This window comes from Bacteroidia bacterium (genome assembly GCA_039924845.1).
GTDB lineage: Bacteria > Bacteroidota > Bacteroidia > DATLTG01 > DATLTG01 > DATLTG01.
In genome coordinates, this window is the sequence record JBDTAC010000054.1 from 33,144 (window position 1) to 54,347 (window position 21,204).

Below are 21,204 nucleotides of genomic sequence, written 5' to 3' on the forward strand. Positions count from 1 at the left end.
TTTATGCCGAAAAAGGTGTTTGAAAAATTATTTTTTCGAACGATAAAAAAATAAAAATTACAATCCCAATACTTCTTTTAATTTAGCATAACTGCCGCGGCTAATAGGAATGCGTTTTCCATTTTTAAGAATAGCCACGTAACTATTTTTTTCCAGCGATTCTATTTTTGTTAATTGCTTGAGATTGATAATAAAAGAACGGTGCGCCCGAAAAAAGACAGTATTATCAAGCGTTTCCTCGTAATACGCCATTGTTTTCTTTTTGAGAAAATAATTTTCTTGCGTAAATATTTTCACATAATCATCGTACGCTTCAATGTAAAAAACGGTTTCTACGGGTATAATACGAATGTCGTTTCCATTTTTTACCACAATCCGATTGCGCTCTTCTGGCTGTTTGGCAGCGGTTTCTATAAATTGTTGCAACTGTTTATCGGGCGCAGTTTCCGAATTTTTTTTCGATTTCCATTTTTCTACCGCAGCATCAAAACGCTCTTTATTAAAGGGTTTCAACAAATAATCAATGGCATTTGTTTCGAATGCTTTAATCGCATATTCATCAAAAGCAGTGGTAAAAATGACAGCCGGCGTGTGTTGCAGCAATTCCAACATTTCAAAACCATTTATTTTTGGCATTTGAATATCTAAAAAAATTAAATCTGGCCGATGTTGCGCAATGCTTTTAACGCCTTCAAAACCATCGTTGCATTCCGCCACAATTTCTATGTCTTTATGCGCTTGCAAATACTCCACAACAATGCTTCTCGCCAAAGGTTCATCGTCTATAATAATTATTTTTCTCATCGTATTTCCGGTATTTTTAAGGTGGTGATAAAAATAGATTCTTTTTTTTCTGTCATCAACAAATCCTTGCGCGCGTACAATAAATACAATCTGCGTTGAATAGAATTTAAGCCGAAACCCGCGCCTTCCACGTTTTTATTGGTTTCTGCATCAAAGGGATTTTGTACTTCAATCCATAAATTATTTTCTTTTATAGCGGTAGCAATGCTGATGGTAACATCTCCCGTAATATCGTACAAACCAAACTTAATGGCATTTTCCACAATCGGTTGCAAAAGCAAGGAAGGCAATAAACGTTTTCCGCTCTCTTCATCCGTTGAAAACACAACATTTAAACGATGTCCGAAACGTACTTTTTCAATATCCAAATACAATTTAAGATGTTCTAATTCTTCTGTGAGCTGAACTAATTTATCTTCTTTTTTTAACGTGCCTCTTAGAAAATCAGATAGTTGCTGAATCATTTTGCGCGCTTCTAAAGGTTTTACAACAATTAAAGCGCTGATTGAATTTAAACTGTTGAATAAAAAATGTGGTTGCAATTGCTGACGAAGTTTTGCCAATTCAGCTTCTTTCAATAGTTTTTCAGTGTCTAATTTTCGTTGCTCGTTTTCTTGTTGATCGGATAAAACGCTCCAAAACCAATTCACGAGTAATGTTACTGAAACGAGTAAAAGGCAAAATACAAATCGTACAGGAATTGATTTATTTAAGAAATCTAAATACGTCGCATTATCTGTAAAAATGGCATTTAACAACCAACGCAGCACAATGCAAAATAAAATAGAAAGCACGGTGGCGAAACCCAAACGATGTAATTTACTGTCTTTATTTGGATCGTAATATTGATGAATAATGGTAGTTACAAAAATCGCAAAAACCATTAATGCGCTTGATACTGCTGCGTCTATCACAGAAATTTGCCACGATAATTGCAAACGATGCAACACCAATGCTTGCACAATTGTTAAAATCGCGCAAGCAGCAAGACTTCCAGCAATAAGCTGAAATACGGAATATGGAAAGCGTTTGCTCAAAATTTTAAGTCAATGTTACGAATTTCGCTTGAGTGAGCATTGATTTATGATGTGTAAATCGAATAAAAGAATCTGTATCTTCCGTTTCATGCGTAAGCGTATAGAGTTGCTCGCCATCTTGTAAATCCTGCAAAGGATACAAATCAATGACATCTATAAATTCCCATTTTACCACTTCATTATTTTTATTGACAAACACATCTTCTTCTTGTCTACCCAGCATTTTCGCTTTAAAAAAGGCATCTTTTGTATCGTTCGCTTTAATCAAACGGATTTGTTCATCAAATTGCGACGTCTTTTTTTTGTCTTCAATGGAAATATTAAAAACCAATTTTACCAAATATGTATTCATATTTTATTTTTTTAGATTGTCAATTAATAACATGAAATTTCTATTCCACCCATAAAAACAGATCCTTTCAGGATTAATGTTTTTCGGACTTCCATTCCTGTAGCAGTTTTGATTGGACGTTTATCGTGCACGCCGCCCATTACGGAAGTCAATCTCGATTCGATTTCCCAATGTGCCGGAATAATTAATTGTACACCGCCCAAAACGGCAGTTACTTCCAGCGAAATCGTTCCCGTAAAATCGGCTTGAGAAAGATCTATTTGCGCTCCGGATAAAACAACGGTTATTTCCCCTCCTTTAAAATTTTTACTGACAGTTGTTTTTTTAGTACCGCTCATCACCGAAGTTACATTCAGCGCATCTTCGGAAGAATCATCGTCTTGATAATTACAATAATCCTGATGTTTATCAAAATGATTGTGGTTGCGATATCTTCCTTTCCAATAGTGTTTGTTCCATTTTCTTCTTGGTTTAAAAATGATAAATAAACCAACTAAAATAAGTGCTGAGGGCCAAATTAAATGATTGATCATTAATTGTGGATACGAATCTGAAATAATAAATGCCGAACCAATTAAGATTAATATCAGCCACATGGTATTTCTAAATCCGCTTTTAACGCCCGATAATAAACCTAATCCGATTAATAAAGCTTTCCACGTAAAAACCCAAGCCGGAATTTCCGCGCCCATTTCTCTCGCAAAAAAGAGGGAGCCTGCTAGCACAAATAATATTCCGCCAAAAACTTTTCCTCTTCTATGACTTTTTTCCCAATGTTGCCACATTTCTGTGTGTTCGTTTTTATTTTCTGTATTTTCCATGATTTTATAGTGTTTTAGATTTATTTTTAATTTTTGTCAAAAGTAGATGTCGTTGCAACGCAACGCAAGCAGTATTAGGTTAACAAACAATTAAAATAGGTGAACGGTAGTAGGGGAAAGGTGAATGGAAATTATTTTTTCAAACTGCTTTTTACAGATAGATTTCCAGATTGGCAATAAAACTAAAAGAATTATCGGTGGTTTTATCTCTTTCAATTTGATTGGAAGCAATATTAATCGTTGTCGTTGTCGTTTGAGTTGTTAAATAATTGTAAGAATAACTAAGAATTCCTGACAAAGCAACGTGTTTGCAAATTAAAAAAGTGCAGGCTAAACGAGTGTTCGTTCCCAAATCTAAATAATTTGAATTCGTCCAAGGATTTGAATTAAAATTATTATAGTTATTATTAAAGTTATAAGAATTGTTGTAATAATTAGAATTATATACTTCCTTTTCAGACCCATAGCCAGCAACTAACATTTCTTCCATATAAAAAGCCACTTTATTTTGATTCGTATAGCTAAAAGGGTGTTTTTTTTGTCCAAAATAATAGCGGGTGAAAATTCCCAGATAAGGATTTAAGCTGGGCGGATTGTAATCGAAAGTTTGCGGATACGGAAAAATACGCAATCCAATACACCAACTATTTGCAACAAAATAAGCAGCCTGTAAATTAAAATTAAACGCAGTACCAGTATGGCTTGTGGAGCCACTTGTTAGCAACGCATTATTTTCATATTCTTTATACGTGGCATTTCCATACGGAGTACCGCTTGCCAAGTCAGTTCCTAAAATAAAATTTCCTTTAGAAGTATAAGCCGTATTACTTACTGAAGGTGCTGTGGTTGAAAACTGTGCGCTCACAAAGTTGAATCCGAAACAAAAGAGCAACAATCCCATTGTAATGTTTTTTTTCATCTTTTTTCTTTTATTGATTTTATTAAAACGCCTCTTTTAGCTCTTTAAAAAATTAATTTTTCGAACGTCTTTTTTACAAAAAGAAAATCTATAATTTATTATTTACAATTGTTAAAATTTCGGCTTCTAATAGATGTGTTTTTTCTTCTATTGCTTTTCCTTTCGCGAGAATTTCGACTGCAAATTTTTTGTCTGACAATCCTTTCGCATTTATTTTTACGTTCAGATACGCGCCCATTACCGCGCTGCGTGCGCAAAGTGCGCCAACACCAGCATCACTCACCGAATTCGGATTTCCATTTTCAGCCATCGCTTTTATAATTTCCATAGAAGCAAAACTGAGTTCCATTACTTTAAAAGGAATTTCCGTAGCATATTTTGTAGCTTCCTGAATGGCTTGTGTGCGCGCTGTTTTTTCTTCTTCGCTGGCTTTCGGTAAACCAAAAGCAGTCATTATTTTGTTGAAGGCATTCGTATCTTCATCCACCAATTTTACCAATTCATTTTTATAAAATTGTCCGCGATTCGCCCAATCCGAAAACTCTTTCCAACGTTCGTCCCAACCTGGTTTATGTGACGAAAGATTTGCCACCATCGTTCCCAAGGAAATTCCTAAAGAGCCGATGTACGCTGCAATAGAACCACCTCCTGGCGCAGGACTTTCACTTGCTGTTTCATCTGCAAAATCAATCAACGACATATTAATTAATGCTTTTTTCGAATCGTTTTTCAATACATATTCAATAATACGCTCTTGCGGATGAAAAGGAGAAAGTTCATCCAAACCCATTGACTTTACAGCAATCCGAATCAATTCTTTTTCCGAAACTCCTGTTGAACGTTGTTGTTTTTCCAAAAAGTATTTTCCTGCATCCAACATCGCTTTCAAAGGAACAAGTCCAACTAATTCAGAACCTGTAACACGAATTCCGCGCTCTTGCGCTTTTTTACAAACCTCGTCAAACGCAATGTGAACGGGCGTAATATTGATATTCGTCAAGTTCATCGAAATTTGTGCAATGCCATATTCTTCGATAAACCAACCAATCGCTTTTACCGATTTTAAACTTCCCGGAACGTGTACTGGATTTCCTTTTTCATCCGTAACAATTTTTCCCGTAACCGGATTTCCTTCGCGTTTCACACGACCCGCTTCTCGCACATCAAACGCAATCGAATTAGCTCTGCGCGTTGAAGTAGTATTCAAATTGATATTATAAGCAACTAAAAAATCGCGCGCACCAATTACCGTAGAGCCTGATTTTACAGGATGTTCCGCAGGTCCGAAATCCGGTTTCCATTCCGGCAATTTAATTTTCTTAAAAAATCCTTCGTACTCTCCAGCACGAATTACAGAAAGATTATTTCTTTTTTTATCCACTTGTGCAACTTCATATAAATAAACAGGAATGGATAATTCTTTACCCACTTTTTCGCCTAATTTTTTAGCGTACTTAGCCGTTTCTTCCATTGTAATTCCTGCAATCGGAATCAGCGGACACACATCTGTTGCGCCCATTCGCGGATGTTCGCCTTTATGTTTGCTCATATCAATTAATTCAGACGCTTTTTTAATCGCTTGAAAAGCGGCTTCCACAACGGCATTCGGATTACCGACAAAAGTTACAACTGTTCTGTTAGTCGCTTTTCCTGGATCTACATTTAATAATTTTACACCTTCAATCTTTTCGATTTCGTCAGTGATTTGTTTAATAATGTTCGTATCACGCCCTTCGCTGAAGTTCGGAACACACTCTATTAATTGATGATTCATAATTCTATTAATTGATAATTGTTTATTTATTTTGAAATATTTTTTTCCTTCAAAAAAGAAGAAAAATTCAGATTGTTTAACCTTTTAAATTTGCATATTGATACATCTTCAAAATTTCAAATCAATTTGCTTTCCATTGAGAATAACCGTTTCCACCAAATTACTTCCAAATGAATACGGAATAAAAGAATAATTCGGAATTGGTTTTGTGATAAAAATATTAGCTTTTTTACCGATGCCAATACTGCCGTGCGTAGCACTCAAATCCATCGCGTAAGCAGAATTAATAGTGGCTGCATTAATGGCTTCTTCGGGAGTTAATTTATATTGAATACAAAGCAATGCAATCATCAAATTCATATTTCCACTCGGACTACTTCCCGGATTAAAATCACTCGCAACAGCAAGCGGAAGTCCGGCATCAATCATTTTACGCGCAGGCGGAAAAGGCAATCCCAGAAAAAAAGCAGCTCCTGGTAAAACAGTTGGCATCGTTTCCGAGTTTATTAACGCGTTTATTTCTTCATCGTCCACATATTCCAAATGATCAACACTAATAGCGTTACATTCCACGCCAGCTTGCACTCCGCCTGAATTACTTAATTGATTGGCGTGAACTTTTGGTCTTAATCCGTGTTTTATTCCTGCTTTTAAAATGAGAATTGTTTCCTCTTTCGAGAAATAATTTCGCTCACAAAAAACATCGCAATAATCCGCTAATTTTTCTTCGGCAATCTGCGGAAGCATTTCATTAATAAGTAAATCAATATACGATTGACGATTGTTTTCAAATATTTTCGGAATAGCGTGTGCGCCCAAAAACGTTGATTTTATAGTAAGTGGCGAAAGTGTTTTTAGTTTTTTTATAACACGCAACATTTTTAATTCCGAAGCAAGTGTTAATCCGTAACCACTTTTTATTTCCACTGCTCCTGTACCTTGACGCATGATTTCGTTTAAACGAATAAGTGCACTTTCTATTAATTCTTCTTCGCTCGCATCTTGCAAACGTTTGGCAGAATTGAGAATTCCACCACCACGTTTCGCAATTTCTTCGTACGACAAACCATTGATGCGATCCACAAATTCTGTTTCACGACTTCCGGCAAACACAATGTGCGTGTGGCTATCGCACCAAGTTGGAAAAATTATTTTTCCGGAAGCATCAATCACCGTTAAATCCGACCAATCGGAAATGCCCGGAAAATCTTTCATCGAACCGAAATCTGCAATTTTATCATCTTCGATGGCAAGCCACGCATCGTTGATAGAAAAAAGCTTTTTCATTTCCTCGCCTGCCACTTTTAAACGCGACTTTTCCCCTACTTGCACCAAGGATTTTATATTTTTTATTAAGATTTTCATACGTAAATTAAAAAGCTCCGCAAGTTAATAATTTTGAAAATCATTTTCTGACATTCGTCAAAAACAAAAAAGCGAAAGTTTTTACACTTTGAAAAATTATTTTTTTGAAGTCGAGGTTTCGTTATTACAATTCCGCAATACAAAGCATTATGCGCTCCATTTTTTTCTTCATATCTGAGGCAGAACATTCGTAATTATTAGCGATAATCGAGAAACAAATCAAATGACCGTCTTTATCTTTTACATAACCGGCATAACTTCTGTCGCGCGAAACATAACCACTTTTGGCGTGCATATTTCCGTCGGCATACGTGTGTTTGAGCATGTTGTGTAACGATCCTGTTTCTCCGGCAACGGGCAAAGAGGCGTAAAAGGCTGGAAAAATAAGAGAATCGTTGGCAATAATTTTTAGAGCAAACGTTTCCTGAAAAGTGGTAATCACATCTGCACGCGCCAAACCGCAACCATCCATCATGTACAATCCTTTTAAATCCATGCCTTTCGATTTCCAAAAATTTTCCACTGCGTTTATTCCGCTGCGTTCATTTCCGTAATGGTATTTTTCAACACCTAAAGTTTTCAGCAAATGTTCTGCAAATAAATTAATGCTAAACATATTGGTATAATATACAATGTTATCAAGTGTTGGCGACTGATATGTGTAAATTGTATGACGTTCCGGTTTTTTATTTTTTTCTTTTTCGGAAGATTTTTCTTTTTGTTCTTGTAGATATAAATCGACGCTGTTTATTGGAATTTCAGCTACCGAAATATTTTTTTTCAGTAAAGCTTCGTACAAAGAATAAACACAAAAAAAAGCAGGATCAGGAATAGTTCCTTTTACTTGAAAGCCTTTTTTATGGGCAGGAATTGTTCCGCAGATATTTGCAAAATTTCTATAAGGCGCGGTGTAAATCATGCTATTATCTCGAGCCTCACCTGTTCTCAGGTTATTCATAATTTTTAAATTCGGGATGTAAGGAATGATTGTATCTAATTTTGTGGAATCGTCTTTTTCATTTCCAGAATCAAAAAAAGCAGTGTATAAATTATCACGGTAAGAAAGTCCACAGGCGCCAGAACCATAATAATTTCCCATATCTCCCCAAACCCATTCGTCGGAAGTGGTATTAAAATCAAAAATACTGGCGTCGGAAATAATGCTTCCTGTAATTTTTTTAATACCTTTTTTCTGAATAATTTTTGCGAAATCGTCCATCAAATCGGTGCTGTCATTTTTCTTTTTAAAATATTCAGAACCTAAAGAAGGATCTCCTCCGCCTTTGATATAAAGGTTTCCGTACAAAACGCCAGCTTTTATAAAACCATCGTATTCTATTTTTGTTTTAAAACGATAATCCGTTCCGAGTATTGATAAAGCTGCGCCAGTGGTCATAATTTTCATCGTGCTTGCTGGAATCAGAGACATGTTATCGTTGTAAGATGCCATCACATTTCCCGTATTTACATCCATCACGCACACGCTCCAAGTACCGTGAATAAGGGAAGAATCGGTATTTAGTTTTCGAATTTCACTGTTTAAGTGAAGTAAAGAAGAATCCAAATTTTGTTGCGCCATCAATAAAAAAAAATGTCCGAAAAAGCAGACGCAAAAAAATATTTTTTTGATCATTTAGAATAGCTGTTTAAAATTAAATCAATTTCAGCCGCCATTTTTCTATCTTTTTCTGTTACGCAAATCCCTGCGTCGTGCGTACATAACTGGATATATACGTTATTGTATATATTGCTCCATTCGGGATGATGATTCATTTTTTCCGCGAGCAAAGCCACTTGCGTGATGAATGCAAAAGCTTGCGAAAAATCCGCAAACGAAAATTTTTTTTTCAAACGATTGTTTTCTTCTATCCACATTTTTTTAGGTTTTGCATAAAATTACAATTTTTTTGAGATTGATTTTTTAATGCTTCAAAAAAATATTTTTTTAAACGTATTTTTTAGAATTATTTTATTCGTTATTTTCTGCTTTACTGTATTCGTAAAACGTCAAAACCGTTTCAATGGCTTGTTGCATGGCTTTGTTAATCGGATAAAAATCTTTCGCCAAGTTCATATCAATTGATAAAAGTTTCATATAATACTGATTCATAATCGGAATAGAAGTTCCTGTTTTCAAGTCTTCCACAATTTTATCGTATTCTTTTTTCTGATTTTCTTTAATGATTTTACACGTTGCCAATTGGGGATTCCCATTTTTATCCGTGCTGGCGCTGAAACCGAACAAACGACAAATCAAACCTCGGTAATTGTAATTGGAACAACCACTTCCGAAACTCCCAATTTTAGTGGTGGTAAAGAGTGCACAAATTGTATCGTCCGGATTTTTTTGCAAACGTTCCAAACTTTCGTAAGCCAAATTATTTTCGTACAAATGATAGGCGAGGGGCAGAAATTCTAAAATCGTTGCTTCGATATCTGGTTTTTTGCAACATTGCGAACAGCCCGTCAAACAAGACAATCCGCTGATTTTTTGAAATTTTTCAATTTCTGATGAAAGCTCTTGAAAAATAAATTCTACTGCTTTTACTTTTTCAGGAATACTTAAATTCATGGGTTCAAAAAAATATTTTTTCAATTATTTATTTACTGTCGCGCAGATTCTGTATCAAAAACAAGTAGCGTTTTTTTATTTTTCAACCAAAATTTCCAAATCAATAATCATATTTTTTACCCCATTTTTTTTTCAAATTTTCGCGAATTTCTTTTTCTTTCGGATTATTCCCAGGTTCGTAAAAAATGCTTCCTGCAATGGATTCAGGCAAATATTCTTGTTCCGAAAAATTATTTTCGTATTGATGCGAATAGGCATAATTTTTTCCGTATCCCAAATCTTTCATCAATTTTGTAGGTGCATTTCGGATGTGTAAAGGAACACTCAAGTTGCCAGTATTTCTAACTGTTTCTTGCGCTTTTGCAATGGCTACGTACGCGGCATTGCTTTTCGCGGAAGCGGCTAAATAAGTGGCTGTTTGCGATAAAATAATACGCGATTCTGGAAAACCAACCGCGTTTACTGCCTGAAAACAATTGTTGGCAATTACCAAAGCAGTCGGGTTGGCATTTCCAATATCTTCGGAAGCCAATATTAACAATCTCCTCGCAATAAAAAGCGGATCTTCTCCACCTTCAATCATCCGCGCCAGCCAATATACAGCAGCATTCGGATCGCTTCCTCGAATGGATTTTATAAATGCAGAAATAATATCGTAATGTTGCTCTCCGGCTTTGTCGTACAATGCCATATTTTGCTGCACATTCGCAATAACCAAGTCGTTCGTAATTTCTATTTTTTCAGTGTTGATGGTATTTACAACCAATTCGAAAATGTTCAATAATTTGCGTGCATCACCGCCCGAAAGTTGCAGTAGCGCTTCGCTCTCTTTCAAAAAAATATTTTTTTGACGAAGAATTTCATCGTTCTTCATCGCGATTTGCAGTAATTCTAAAAGCTCTTCTTTCTCCAATGATTTCAATACATATACTTGACAGCGCGAAAGCAAAGCGCTGATAACTTCAAAGGAAGGATTTTCGGTTGTAGCGCCAATTAAAGTAACAATGCCTTTTTCAACAGCTCCCAGTAAAGAATCTTGTTGCGATTTGCTGAAACGATGAATTTCATCAATAAATAAAATGGGATGATTGGTGTTGAAAAAGCTTTTTTCTTTCGCTTTTTCAATAATATCACGAATGTCTTTTACGCCTGAATTAATCGCGCTAAGGGCATAAAATGGACGTTTTAATTGCTGAGAAATAATTCCGGCAAGTGTTGTTTTTCCCACTCCGGGCGGTCCCCACAAAATAATGGAAGGTAACAATCCTGATTCTATTGATTTTCGGAGAATAGCACCTTCGCCCACTAAATGTTTCTGCCCGATGTAATTATCTAAATCGGAAGGACGAAGTCGTTCGGCAAGCGGCGCAAGTGTTGTCATTTTTAATGTTGATAAGCACCAATGTCGGGCGGGCTGATGCGCGGTTTATTGTTCAAATCCATAGGATACCAATTTCCAATAATTGAATTTCCTTTGCCAATAACGGCAGAAGAGCCGCCAATTGTATAATCTTCTTTTGTTACATTATTAAATTGAGGGTCTTGGTTGACAATATTATTGCTGTAATGATAGCCGTTTGAAACAGGTAAAGTTGTTCTCATCAAACAATTTTGAAAAAACACATTAAAATTTCCGTTCCCACCGTAGGTAGAATCATACCCAATTTCATTGTTTAGATTTCCGTAAAAAATACAATTTCCGAAATAGGCACTGTCAATGGCACGTTGCTGAATATTCCCATTTACATCTTGATACCAATTATTTATCAGCAATAGCGGAGTTTGTCTGCCGGTAGCAGTATAGCTGGAAGACCAATAATCGGCAAACGTACATTGCTTAAAACTATATTTTCCGCCATATTGAAAAGCTGCAGAATAACTTTGGCAATCGGCGAAAACACAATTAAAGCCAGTAATGTAGGAGCCTAATCCCGCAATAGCAAGGTTCGACATGTTTTTAATAATCGTATTACTTATTTTAAGCGTAGGTCCTGAGGACATCGGCTGACCAAGTGTATCTGCCTCAACACCAACGGTTCCATTTTTAATTATTGCCCAATCAATCGTATTGTTTAAACTTCCGGGCGAAAGCCAAATCTTACCCCATTGTCCGGCAACTGTGCTATAAGCTGGATCCAAACGATCACCCTGAAAAGTAACTGGATTGGAATACGTTCCTTGAACTTTTAATGTTCCTCCAGAGTTTACATACAACACGCCATTGTTATGCACGTACACCTGCGTCCCGGCATTGATGGTGAGTGTACAACTACTATTCACAACAGCATATCCAAGTATCACATGTGGTTTATCATTGTTCCAAACATCGTTACAATTTAACACAATGTAAGGCGGGCTGCCATCTGTCGGAAATACGTTGGGCTTATAAAAATAAGCATCTTGTCCGTAAGCCATTAAATCCACAGTTTGCGTATTGCCATTAGTAAGAAACATAACGGAATCTTGAATCAAGATAGGATTATTGTGGTTGGTCGGATTGATGGTAGCTGCCACAAACACAAAAAGACTGTCTTTGGATCGAATCAATACATTCGTAATGCCGGATGCTGGAACGGGTACGCCATCTACATTTATCCGAAAATTGGACGTATTCCCAAGCGCCAGTTTAATGGATGAAATTGTTATATCTTGGCTGTTGCGGTTATAAACAGTGAAGGATTGAGTAACTGTTCCAACCGTAGTGAGAACAGTATCAAAGTAAACAGTAGATTGAGAGAAATTTAATTTTACGTTGGTGTTTGGACTGAAAATATCTTTTTTACAAGAAAAAAGCAAACAAATAATGGTTAAACTAAGGATAAAATTTCGAAAATAATTCATGTGGAAAAGAGTTCTTTGTACGACAAATATAGGTTAAATCAGAGTAAACGAGAAAAAAAGAAAAATATTATATTAAATCTCATTTGCAGAACTCGGAAGAAATACTTACTTTTGCCGTCCTAAAATTAATTCATAACAGTATGAAAAAAGAAATTCATCCAGAAGGATATCGTTTTGTGATATTTAAAGATATGTCGAACGATTACACTTTCATGACCAAATCGTGCGTGGAAGCAAAAGATACCATTAAATGGGAAGACGGCAAAGAATATCCTTTGTATAAAATGGAGATTTCAAATATGTCGCATCCTTTTTACACCGGAAAAATAAAATTGGTAGATACTGCAGGTCGTGTCGATAAATTCAGAACACGCTATCAGAAAAAAGAAGCCAAATAATAGTTGGATTTAAAATTCATTAAAAAAACGCTTCGGAAAATTAATTTTCCGAAGCGTTTTTTTTAGAGCAAAAGATGGGTTCAAAAAAATAATTTTTCAGGATGAGGTTCAGCGCCTCGTCCTAAAAAAATCATTTTACAATGATCAATTTACCATTTCCAGCCATTCCAAAATCGTTCATCAATCGATAGAAATAAATGCCACTTTGCAATGTTCCTTTACTGATGATAGTTTGCGTATTCTTGATTGTGATTGCTTGCACTTGCTGACCAAGTATGTCGTAAAAATACAACACAGGATGATTTTTTATAGAACCTACAACAATATTTACGTCATTGCCTGAAGGATTTGGATACAATGAAATACCAGATGAGATTCCGTTAAGCACAGCTATTCCAGTAGAAACATTTACTGTATCCGTTTCAACTATCGAACATCCATTCGCATCAATAATAGTGCAAGTATAAATTCCACCAGCTAATCCGGTAGCAGTTTCTGTAGTTTCTCCACTTGGCGACCATGAATAGGTATAAGGAGAAGTTCCGCCAGAAGGGTTTGTAGAAGCCGTTCCGTCGTTTATTCCTGAACCGCTTGAATTAGTGCTTGATGTAGTAGCTGTTAATGCTAATGGTTGCGTAATTACAACACTTTCCGTGGAAGTACATCCTTTTGAATCGGTGATTGTACACGTGTATGTATTGGCAGCAAGTCCACTTGCTGAAGCTGTATTACCGCCACCAGATGACCAAGAATACGTATATCCAGCAGTACCTCCAGAAACGGCAACCGAGGCAACACCATTGTTATCGCCATTACAAGAAACATTGGTTTGAGTTGTAGTAGCTGTTATTGCAGAAGGTTGAGTAATAATGACACTTTTTGTTGCTGTACATCCTTTTGAATCGGTGATTGTACACGTGTATGTATTGGCAGCAAGTCCACTTGCTGTTGCAGAAGTTCCGCCACTTGGCGACCAAGAATATGTATAACCTGGTGTTCCACCTGTTGCAAAAATATTCGCACTACCATTGCTGCTTCCGTTACAAGAAACATTGGTTTGAGTTGTTGTAGTTGTTATTGCAGATGGTTGGCTAATAATGACACTTTTTGTTGCTGTACATCCTTTTGAATCCGTGATTGTACACGTGTATGTATTGGCAGCAAGTCCACTTGCTGTTGCAGAAGTTCCACCACTTGGTGACCAAGAATAGGTAAAACTTGGTGTTCCACCTGTTGCAGATATATTCGCACTACCATTGTTGCTTCCGTTACAAGAAACATTGGTTTGAGTTGTTGTAGTTGAGATGGCTAATGGTTGCGTAATTGTAACTGATGCAGTTTGTGTACTTGAAGCAGCATCTTTTACTGTTACAGTATAGGTTCCAGCAGCAAGTCCTGTTGCAGTGGCAGCTGTTCCGCCACTTGGAGACCATGAATAGGTATAAGCTGGAGTTCCACCGGATGGTGTAACTGTTGCAGATCCATTGTTTCCTCCATTACAAGATATATTCGTTTGTGTTGTGGTAGCAGACAATGTTGTTGCTGAATTACTTGTAGCCAACCAAATAGTAGTATTGACAATAATAGTTTCCTCTTCGGTACTTGGCGCGCTTGTGGGATCTCCCGTATAGCCGTTGTAAACACCAGTACTGGCAACACCATATCGATCACCTGTTCCATCGTCAGCTGGAGAACTATCGCCTTCAAAGGCAAATTTTCCAGAACCATATCTTCCATGACCGGCCATAACACCTGTATTTCCAACTGCACCCATAAATACATCTCCCGTTATGGACGAATTTTCAGCAGGATAAAGTGTAAACGTAGTTCCATTATGCCACTGCATGCCTGGACAATTACCTTCTGGACCATGAATAATAGAATCTGTTAAAGAAGGATTTACATTAGCCGATGTTGGTGAAATATTCACCGAATCAAGTTTAAAACCGAACGCTGTATTGCTTACCGGATTATGGGTAATAAAGTCTTCCCAAACTCCACGTGCATCCCATCCATTATTGGTACGAGAAGCATTTATATGATCTGAAATTATAAATAATCCGCCTCCATTATGAATAAAATTCATGAGTGCCAATTTTGTATGTGCCGAAAATGGAAATTGCGGCTCATCCACAATAAAAACTTTGTAATTACTTAAATCTTGAGGATTACTGAAATTGCCATAAGTAATAGAATCAAATGTTGGCAATGTTTCTACAGCATACCCTTTTTTTACCATGTCAATTCCCCAATTAGACAAAGCGCCTGTCCAATATGTTTCTGGCGTTGAAGCTGTAATGCCTGATTGAGCTGGAGTTGGAATTCGTTGAGCATTATCTTGTTGCACGGTAGAAGTTACTTGTACGGGCAATCCACCAGTACCGGTGTATTGCACGTTATGTGCATCCGCATCTATCACCCAATCAGCATTTCCTGCAGTTTGACCTTCCGTGGCATCAAATAAAATTTTTACTTGTGCAAAAGTGCTGTGCGCCATCAATAGAAAGCAACTGGCTGTTAGTAGTATTTTTTTCATAATAATAGATTGGATCTTATAGTGGTATTTGAAAAAATATTTTTCTGTTTGGATAAATAAATATTTGTGTTAAAACTGCAATGTTCGGATATTTTTTTTAAAAAACCTAATCCAGTTATTCGTTTTTTTTAACAGTTATTCCATTTTTAGAACGGTTATTAATATAAATAAGACATTCTGTTTTTTTGAGGAATATGGCATTTACTTATTTCATAATCACAAAAAATAATTTTCAGAAGGCAAAAAGATCTCGAGAAATAAAAACAACGCATTTATTATTTTTTTAACTTAGCAGCCTTAATTTCAGCAGTAATTTTTTTACGGTGTCCGATAAATATTCAAAAAGAAAACTCCAATCCTCCTCGTTTACAACGATTATAAGCATTTCGTTGGTGCTTTTTATGCTCGGGTTAATTGCGATTTTATTACTCAATACACGCAATTTGACAAATGAAGTAAAAGAAAATTTAGGTTTCCAACTGATTCTCAATGATAATGCAAAAGATGCCGACATTCAAAAATTACAAAAAACATTGGATGCTTCGGACTACGTAAAATCCACAGAATACACGACTAAAGAAGAAGCTGCTCAAAAATTACAACAAGATATGGGCGAGGATTTCTTGAAATTTTTGGGGTATAACCCTTTACTGGCTTCCATTAATGTCCGCTTGAAAGCTGATTATGCGAATAACGACAGCATTAATTGGATTGAAAAAGACATGACGTCCAACCAAATTGTGAAAGAATTTGTGTACCATAAATCACTGATTAATTTGGTGAATGAAAACGTGAATAAACTTAGTTTAGTGATTTTAATTTTCAGCGGATTACTGCTATTTATCTCGCTTGCGCTGATTCACAATACGATTCGTTTATCCATTTATTCCAAACGATTTCTCATTAAAACCATGCAATTGGTGGGTGCTACGCAATATTTTATCCGAAAGCCTTTTGTTTTAACCGGCATTCGACATGGCGTATATGCCGCAGGAATAGCACTTGCGATGCTCGCCGGAGTCATGTATTTGGCAGGAAAACAATTTCCTGATTTTATAAAAATGATGGACCTAAAAATACTTGGAACACTTTTTATTGCTGTTATTTTAATGGGAATAATTATTTCTTGGATAAGCACTTCTCTTGCTGTACGCAAGTATTTAAGATTAAAATCAGATGAATTATATTACTAAAAAATAAAAACAATGAGCAATTTAAAAGAAACAAAAAAGCCAAATGAATTCTTATTCAGTGCTACCAATTACAAAATTTTAATTGCAGGTGTGGTTATTTCTGCCATCGGATTTATGTTTATGAGCGGCGGCGGATCAGCCGATCCAAACAAATTTAACGCTGATGAATTGTTTAGTTTCCGCAGAATTACATTGGCGCCAATTACTGTTTTAGCAGGATACGCAACGGTTTTATACGCTATTTTGAAACGCAAAAAAGCGTAACGAAAAAATTATTTTTTCAAGCCAATAATTTTCATGCTCGACATTTCGAACGCAGCACACGTTATTTTGCTTGATAAACCGTATCGTTGGACGTCCTTCCAAGCGGTTAATAAATTAAAATATTTATTCCGACAAAAATACGGCACGAAAATAAAAATCGGTCATGCCGGAACCTTGGATCCTTTGGCAACAGGACTTCTCATCATTTGCACGGGGAAATTTACGAAAGAAATTTCCACTTATCAATCACAAGAAAAAGAATACATCGGAACTTTTTTTTTAGGCGCCACAACGCCTTGTTTCGATAAAGAAAAAGAAATTGATTTTCATTTTCCCACCGAACACATCACTGAAAAAAAAATTCTGGAAGCCACAAAAAAATTCATCGGAGAAATCCAGCAAATTCCACCTATTTTTTCAGCCGTAAAAGTAAACGGAGAAAGAGCTTACGATAAAGCTCGCAGAGGCGATGAAGTGGAAATAAAACCCAGAATAGTTACGCTCAGCGAATTTGAAATTACGCGCATTCAATTACCGGAAGTGGATTTCCGAATTGTGTGCAGTAAAGGAACATATATCCGTTCCATCGCACGCGACTTTGGATTAGAACTAAATAGTGGTGCACACCTCACCGCACTTTGCAGAACACGTATCGGCGATTTTAAGCTCGAAAATACTTTGTCCGTCGAGGAATTTGAAAAAAAAATTTCCGAAGAAACACTCCCTAAAATCTTCTCGAAATAATCTTTTTTCAAAGGACTTAAAAAAAAATATTTTTTTGCAGATATTTGCTTAGCTTTGCAGGCTTAAAAAATACGTATTTCAAAAAAATTCAACTCCGCCTCATGAAACTATCCCAGTTTAAATTTAATCTTCCGAAAGAATTATTAGCAGAAAATCCTACGCAAAATCGTGATGAATCGCGCTTGATGGTGATTGACCGAAAAACAGGAAAAATCGAGCATAAAATATTTAAAGACATTCTTAAATATTTTAACGATGGAGATGTGATGATTTTGAACGACACGAAAGTTTTTCCAGCTCGTTTATATGGAAATAAAGAAAAAACAGGCGCGAAAATAGAAGTGTTTTTGTTACGCGAATTGAATCGAGAAAGTCGTTTGTGGGACGTATTAGTTGATCCTGCCAGAAAAATAAGAATTGGAAATAAATTGTATTTCGGTGACGATGATACGTTGGTGGCGGAAGTAATCGACAACACGACTTCTCGTGGAAGAACACTCCGTTTTTTATTTGACGGACCTTACGAAGAATTTAAACAAGCGGTTGAAAATTTAGGAGAAACACCGCTTCCAAAATACATTAAAAGAGAAGTAAAACCAGAAGATAAAGAACGTTATCAAACTGTTTACGCAAGTAAAGAAGGCGCAGTTGCCGCGCCAACAGCAGGTTTGCATTTCAGTAGAGAATTACTAAAACGCCTCGAATTAAAAGGTGTCAACTTTGCAAATGTTACCTTACACGTTGGTTTAGGAACTTTCCGTTCGGTAGAAGTAGAAGATTTGACGAAACATAAAATGGATTCGGAGCAAGCGGAGATCACCGAAAAAGCCGCACTTATTGTAAACAAAGCAAAAGACGCGAACAAACGGATTTGTGCGGTTGGTACCACTTCGATGCGCACCATAGAAACTTCCGTTTCTACAGATGGACATTTGAATCCGTTTAATGGTTGGACCAATAAATTTATTTTTCCGCCGTATGATTTCAGCGTTGCCAATTGCATGGTAACAAATTTCCATACACCTGAATCTACTTTATTGATGATGGTTTGCGCATTTGGCGGATACGATTTAATCATGAAAGCTTACAAAGAAGCTATCAAAGAAAAATATCGTTTTTACAGTTATGGCGATGCCATGCTAATTCTCTAATACAGAAATGACAGCGGTTCTTCCTACCAAAAGATACAGTATCATTGTTGCCGGAGGTAGTGGAATACGTATGAACAATGCCATTCCGAAACAATTTTTAAAATTAGACGGAAAGCCGGTGCTGATGCACACTATCAACAAATTTGTAGAAGCTGATCCCAATACAGAAATTATTTTGGTTTTGCCGAAATCTCAAATGGAGTATTGGGAAAAACTTTGCATTGAACATTCCTTTACTATTCCTTTGCAAATTGCCGAAAATGGAGAAACGCGTTTTCATTCCGTAAAAAATGGATTGGCATTAATTCAGGAGCAAGGTTATGTGGCAGTGCACGATGCGGTGCGTCCTTTGGTGAGCATCAAAACAATTATCACCACTTTTAAAGCTGCCGAAATGTACGGAAATGCCGTTCCTGCGGTACCTCTAAACGATTCCATCCGACAAATTGAATCTACGCGCAGTATTGCCGTGGATCGATCGCGTTATTGCATTATTCAAACGCCGCAATGTTTCCAAACCGATATTATCAAAAAAGCCTACGAACAAGAATATAAATACACCTTTACGGATGATGCTACTGTGGTGGAATCTGTGGGAGAAAAAATACATTTGATTGACGGAAATCCAGAAAATATTAAAATTACTCGCCCCAAGGATTTGCTGATTGCCGAAGTACTTCTTAAAAATAAAACTGTTTAATTGTTTTGAAATTTTATTGAGAGAACCTTTTTTAAAGATATTTTAATAGGGTAGAGCGATAAGAAAAACGTATTGGTATATATTAATAGTTATTTATGTAAACTATTGTATATAATAACTATTTTTGCGCCTGAAAAATTAATTTTTCGATGGATAAAAATAATATCATGTGTTTAAAAATGCCGATAGGTAAGCAGTTGAACGTCTTATCCAAGTTGTATTTCGGCGCGCTTACCCACAAACTCGAACATTTAGAAATAGAACGCTATTTTTCGATTCTGATACTTATTGAAAATTCAGGTAATAAATGCACGCAGCAATATATTGCAGATTGTATGGAAGTAGATAAAACTGCTATGGTACGTATTATCGACTATTTGGTTAAAAAGGATTTTATTAAACGCGTGATGAATCCCGATGACAGAAGAGAATATTGGGTACAACTTACCCAAAAAGCGCTAAAAAAAATGAAAGAAATTAATCGTGCGGTACAAACCATGAATACCGCGACTACTAAAAATTTCAGTAAAACAGAATTAACTATTTTTTACAAAATACTTGAAAAAATGCAGGCAAACCTTATTGAGATGCCTGCTAATAAAGTATTTGTAAAGGCGTACGTGCATGAAAAATTTAAAAAGCAGGTGAAAAAATGAAAAGTAAGAACCGTATTGCGATTCTCATTGCAGTTGTTATAATTGCGCTTTTAATTTGGATAAAGCCAAAAAATCCGAATGAAAATTCAACACAAAAAGAGATAGTGAAACACGAAGCAGTTTTGGTGTCCACGTTTATTGTGAAACCATTGTCGTTAGACGAAAATATTCAAACGGCAGGAAGCGTATTGGCGAATGAAGAAGTGGATTTAAGAAGCGATGCTTCGGGAAAAATTACCAATCTTTTTTTTACAGAAGACAGCAGAGTTACCAAAGGGCAAGTGCTGTTAAAAATTGATGACTCCGAATTACAAGCACAGTTATTAAAAGATGAATCGGCTGAAAAGCTTGCTGTGATTACGGAATCCAGACAGAAAAAATTATTGACGATAAACGGTATCAGTCAGCAGGATTACGACATCGCGCTAAACGCACTGAACAGTGTGAAAGCAGACATTGATTTATTGAATGCGCAAATTGTAAAAACAGAAGTAAAAGCTCCTTTTAACGGTATTGTTGGTTTGAGAAATGTAAGCGTAGGCAGCTATGTTTCACCTGCTGTTTCCATCGCAACTATTCAGGAAATAGAGCCTGTAAAAATTGATTTTTCAATTCCTGAAAAATACATGGACGCCGTACATAAAGGCGATTCGATTCTGTTTAAAATACAAGGTATTCCGAAAACATTGTATGCTATCATTTACGCCATTGAACCGAAAGTGGATATGAATACGCGTACCGTTCATGTGCGTGCCTTGGCGCCAAACAAAGATGACAAAATTTTTCCGGGTGCTTATGCGGAAGTCCATCTAATTTTAAATCATACAAACAATGCATTGATGGTGCCAACACAAGCCATTGTTCCAGTTTTAAAAGGACAACAAGTTTTTTTATTCAAATCAGGTAAAGCATTTGCTAAGGACGTAAATATTGGAATTCGGAATGATTCGGAAGTTCAGGTTACCAGTGGATTACAACCCGGTGATTCAATTATTACCACTGGTATTATGTCTATTCGAGACGGCGCGTCTGTAAAAATCGATTCGAAAAAATAATTTTTCAAAGCTAAAAAACAAT

General features: G+C 36.2%; 21 protein-coding genes. 8 read left to right on the forward strand and 13 right to left on the reverse strand.

Going from position 1 to position 21,204, the window contains the following annotated elements:
- Window positions 1–57: 57 nt before the first annotated feature.
- The 12 genes from ABIZ51_05725 to ABIZ51_05780 form a co-directional block, all read right to left on the reverse strand.
- Window positions 58–804, reverse strand: coding sequence for a response regulator (locus ABIZ51_05725; protein ID MEO7088274.1), 747 nt, complete (start codon window positions 802–804; stop codon window positions 58–60).
- Window positions 801–1,841, reverse strand: coding sequence for a histidine kinase (locus ABIZ51_05730; protein ID MEO7088275.1), 1,041 nt, complete (start codon window positions 1,839–1,841; stop codon window positions 801–803). The genes ABIZ51_05725 and ABIZ51_05730 overlap by 4 nt, the downstream gene beginning before the upstream one ends.
- A 4-nt stretch (window positions 1,842–1,845) precedes the next feature.
- Window positions 1,846–2,193, reverse strand: a complete 348-nt coding sequence (locus ABIZ51_05735) for a DUF4288 domain-containing protein (GenBank protein MEO7088276.1) — start codon at window positions 2,191–2,193, stop codon at window positions 1,846–1,848.
- A 23-nt stretch (window positions 2,194–2,216) separates the two neighbouring features.
- Window positions 2,217–3,014, reverse strand: a complete 798-nt coding sequence (locus ABIZ51_05740) for a hypothetical protein (protein MEO7088277.1) — start codon at window positions 3,012–3,014, stop codon at window positions 2,217–2,219.
- Window positions 3,015–3,165: 151 nt separating this feature from the next.
- A complete protein-coding gene (locus ABIZ51_05745; protein MEO7088278.1) occupies window positions 3,166–3,933 on the reverse strand; it encodes a hypothetical protein in 768 nt (255 codons plus the stop codon).
- Between the two features lie 88 nt (window positions 3,934–4,021).
- Window positions 4,022–5,707 carry a glutamate formimidoyltransferase gene (gene ftcD, locus ABIZ51_05750; GenBank protein ID MEO7088279.1) on the reverse strand — a complete coding sequence of 562 codons (1,686 nt, stop codon included), beginning with the start codon at window positions 5,705–5,707 and terminating at the stop codon, window positions 4,022–4,024.
- 108 nt (window positions 5,708–5,815) lie between these two features.
- The gene (gene hutI / locus ABIZ51_05755; GenBank protein ID MEO7088280.1) at window positions 5,816–7,072 is read right to left on the reverse strand and encodes an imidazolonepropionase; all 1,257 of its coding nucleotides are present in this window, start codon (window positions 7,070–7,072) and stop codon (window positions 5,816–5,818) included.
- Window positions 7,073–7,196: 124 nt separating this feature from the next.
- Window positions 7,197–8,651 (reverse strand): D-alanyl-D-alanine carboxypeptidase/D-alanyl-D-alanine-endopeptidase, encoded by a 1,455-nt coding sequence (gene dacB / locus ABIZ51_05760; protein MEO7088281.1) that lies wholly within the window; start codon window positions 8,649–8,651, stop codon window positions 7,197–7,199.
- A 50-nt stretch (window positions 8,652–8,701) separates the two neighbouring features.
- Window positions 8,702–8,947 carry a 4a-hydroxytetrahydrobiopterin dehydratase gene (locus ABIZ51_05765; GenBank protein ID MEO7088282.1) on the reverse strand — a complete coding sequence of 82 codons (246 nt, stop codon included), beginning with the start codon at window positions 8,945–8,947 and terminating at the stop codon, window positions 8,702–8,704.
- A gap of 94 nt (window positions 8,948–9,041) precedes the next feature.
- Window positions 9,042–9,668 carry a YkgJ family cysteine cluster protein gene (locus ABIZ51_05770; GenBank protein ID MEO7088283.1) on the reverse strand — a complete coding sequence of 209 codons (627 nt, stop codon included), beginning with the start codon at window positions 9,666–9,668 and terminating at the stop codon, window positions 9,042–9,044.
- A 76-nt stretch (window positions 9,669–9,744) separates the two neighbouring features.
- The gene (locus ABIZ51_05775) at window positions 9,745–11,025 is read right to left on the reverse strand and encodes a replication-associated recombination protein A (GenBank protein MEO7088284.1); all 1,281 of its coding nucleotides are present in this window, start codon (window positions 11,023–11,025) and stop codon (window positions 9,745–9,747) included.
- A gap of 2 nt (window positions 11,026–11,027) precedes the next feature.
- Entirely contained in the window at window positions 11,028–12,485 is a 1,458-nt protein-coding gene (locus ABIZ51_05780; GenBank protein ID MEO7088285.1) for a hypothetical protein, read from the reverse strand.
- Between the two features lie 140 nt (window positions 12,486–12,625).
- On the opposite strand from ABIZ51_05780, the gene ABIZ51_05785 reads away from it, so the two are divergent.
- Window positions 12,626–12,883, forward strand: coding sequence for a type B 50S ribosomal protein L31 (locus ABIZ51_05785; GenBank protein ID MEO7088286.1), 258 nt, complete (start codon window positions 12,626–12,628; stop codon window positions 12,881–12,883).
- Window positions 12,884–13,013: 130 nt separating this feature from the next.
- On the opposite strand, the gene ABIZ51_05790 is transcribed toward ABIZ51_05785, so the two are convergent.
- Entirely contained in the window at window positions 13,014–15,419 is a 2,406-nt protein-coding gene (locus ABIZ51_05790) for a T9SS type A sorting domain-containing protein (protein ID MEO7088287.1), read from the reverse strand.
- A gap of 401 nt (window positions 15,420–15,820) precedes the next feature.
- On the opposite strand from ABIZ51_05790, the gene ABIZ51_05795 reads away from it, so the two are divergent.
- The 7 genes from ABIZ51_05795 to ABIZ51_05825 all read left to right on the forward strand — a co-directional run bounded on the left by ABIZ51_05795 (window position 15,821) and on the right by ABIZ51_05825 (window position 21,182).
- Window positions 15,821–16,612 carry a permease-like cell division protein FtsX gene (locus ABIZ51_05795; protein MEO7088288.1) on the forward strand — a complete coding sequence of 264 codons (792 nt, stop codon included), beginning with the start codon at window positions 15,821–15,823 and terminating at the stop codon, window positions 16,610–16,612.
- A gap of 12 nt (window positions 16,613–16,624) precedes the next feature.
- Window positions 16,625–16,876: a DUF3098 domain-containing protein gene (locus ABIZ51_05800; protein ID MEO7088289.1), complete on the forward strand. Its 252-nt coding sequence runs from the start codon at window positions 16,625–16,627 to the stop codon at window positions 16,874–16,876.
- 33 nt (window positions 16,877–16,909) lie between these two features.
- A complete protein-coding gene (gene truB / locus ABIZ51_05805; GenBank protein MEO7088290.1) occupies window positions 16,910–17,620 on the forward strand; it encodes a tRNA pseudouridine(55) synthase TruB in 711 nt (236 codons plus the stop codon).
- Window positions 17,621–17,721: 101 nt separating this feature from the next.
- On the forward strand, window positions 17,722–18,771 hold the full coding sequence (gene queA, locus ABIZ51_05810) for a tRNA preQ1(34) S-adenosylmethionine ribosyltransferase-isomerase QueA (GenBank protein MEO7088291.1): 1,050 nt from the start codon (window positions 17,722–17,724) through the stop codon (window positions 18,769–18,771).
- Window positions 18,772–18,778: 7 nt separating this feature from the next.
- Complete coding sequence (locus tag ABIZ51_05815; protein ID MEO7088292.1) at window positions 18,779–19,471, forward strand: 2-C-methyl-D-erythritol 4-phosphate cytidylyltransferase; 693 nt, start codon at window positions 18,779–18,781, stop codon at window positions 19,469–19,471.
- A gap of 149 nt (window positions 19,472–19,620) precedes the next feature.
- Window positions 19,621–20,127, forward strand: a complete 507-nt coding sequence (locus ABIZ51_05820) for a MarR family transcriptional regulator (GenBank protein ID MEO7088293.1) — start codon at window positions 19,621–19,623, stop codon at window positions 20,125–20,127.
- The gene (locus ABIZ51_05825; GenBank protein MEO7088294.1) at window positions 20,124–21,182 is read left to right on the forward strand and encodes an efflux RND transporter periplasmic adaptor subunit; all 1,059 of its coding nucleotides are present in this window, start codon (window positions 20,124–20,126) and stop codon (window positions 21,180–21,182) included. Before ABIZ51_05820 ends, ABIZ51_05825 begins: the two co-directional genes overlap by 4 nt.
- The last annotated feature ends 22 nt before the right edge of the window (window positions 21,183–21,204 follow it).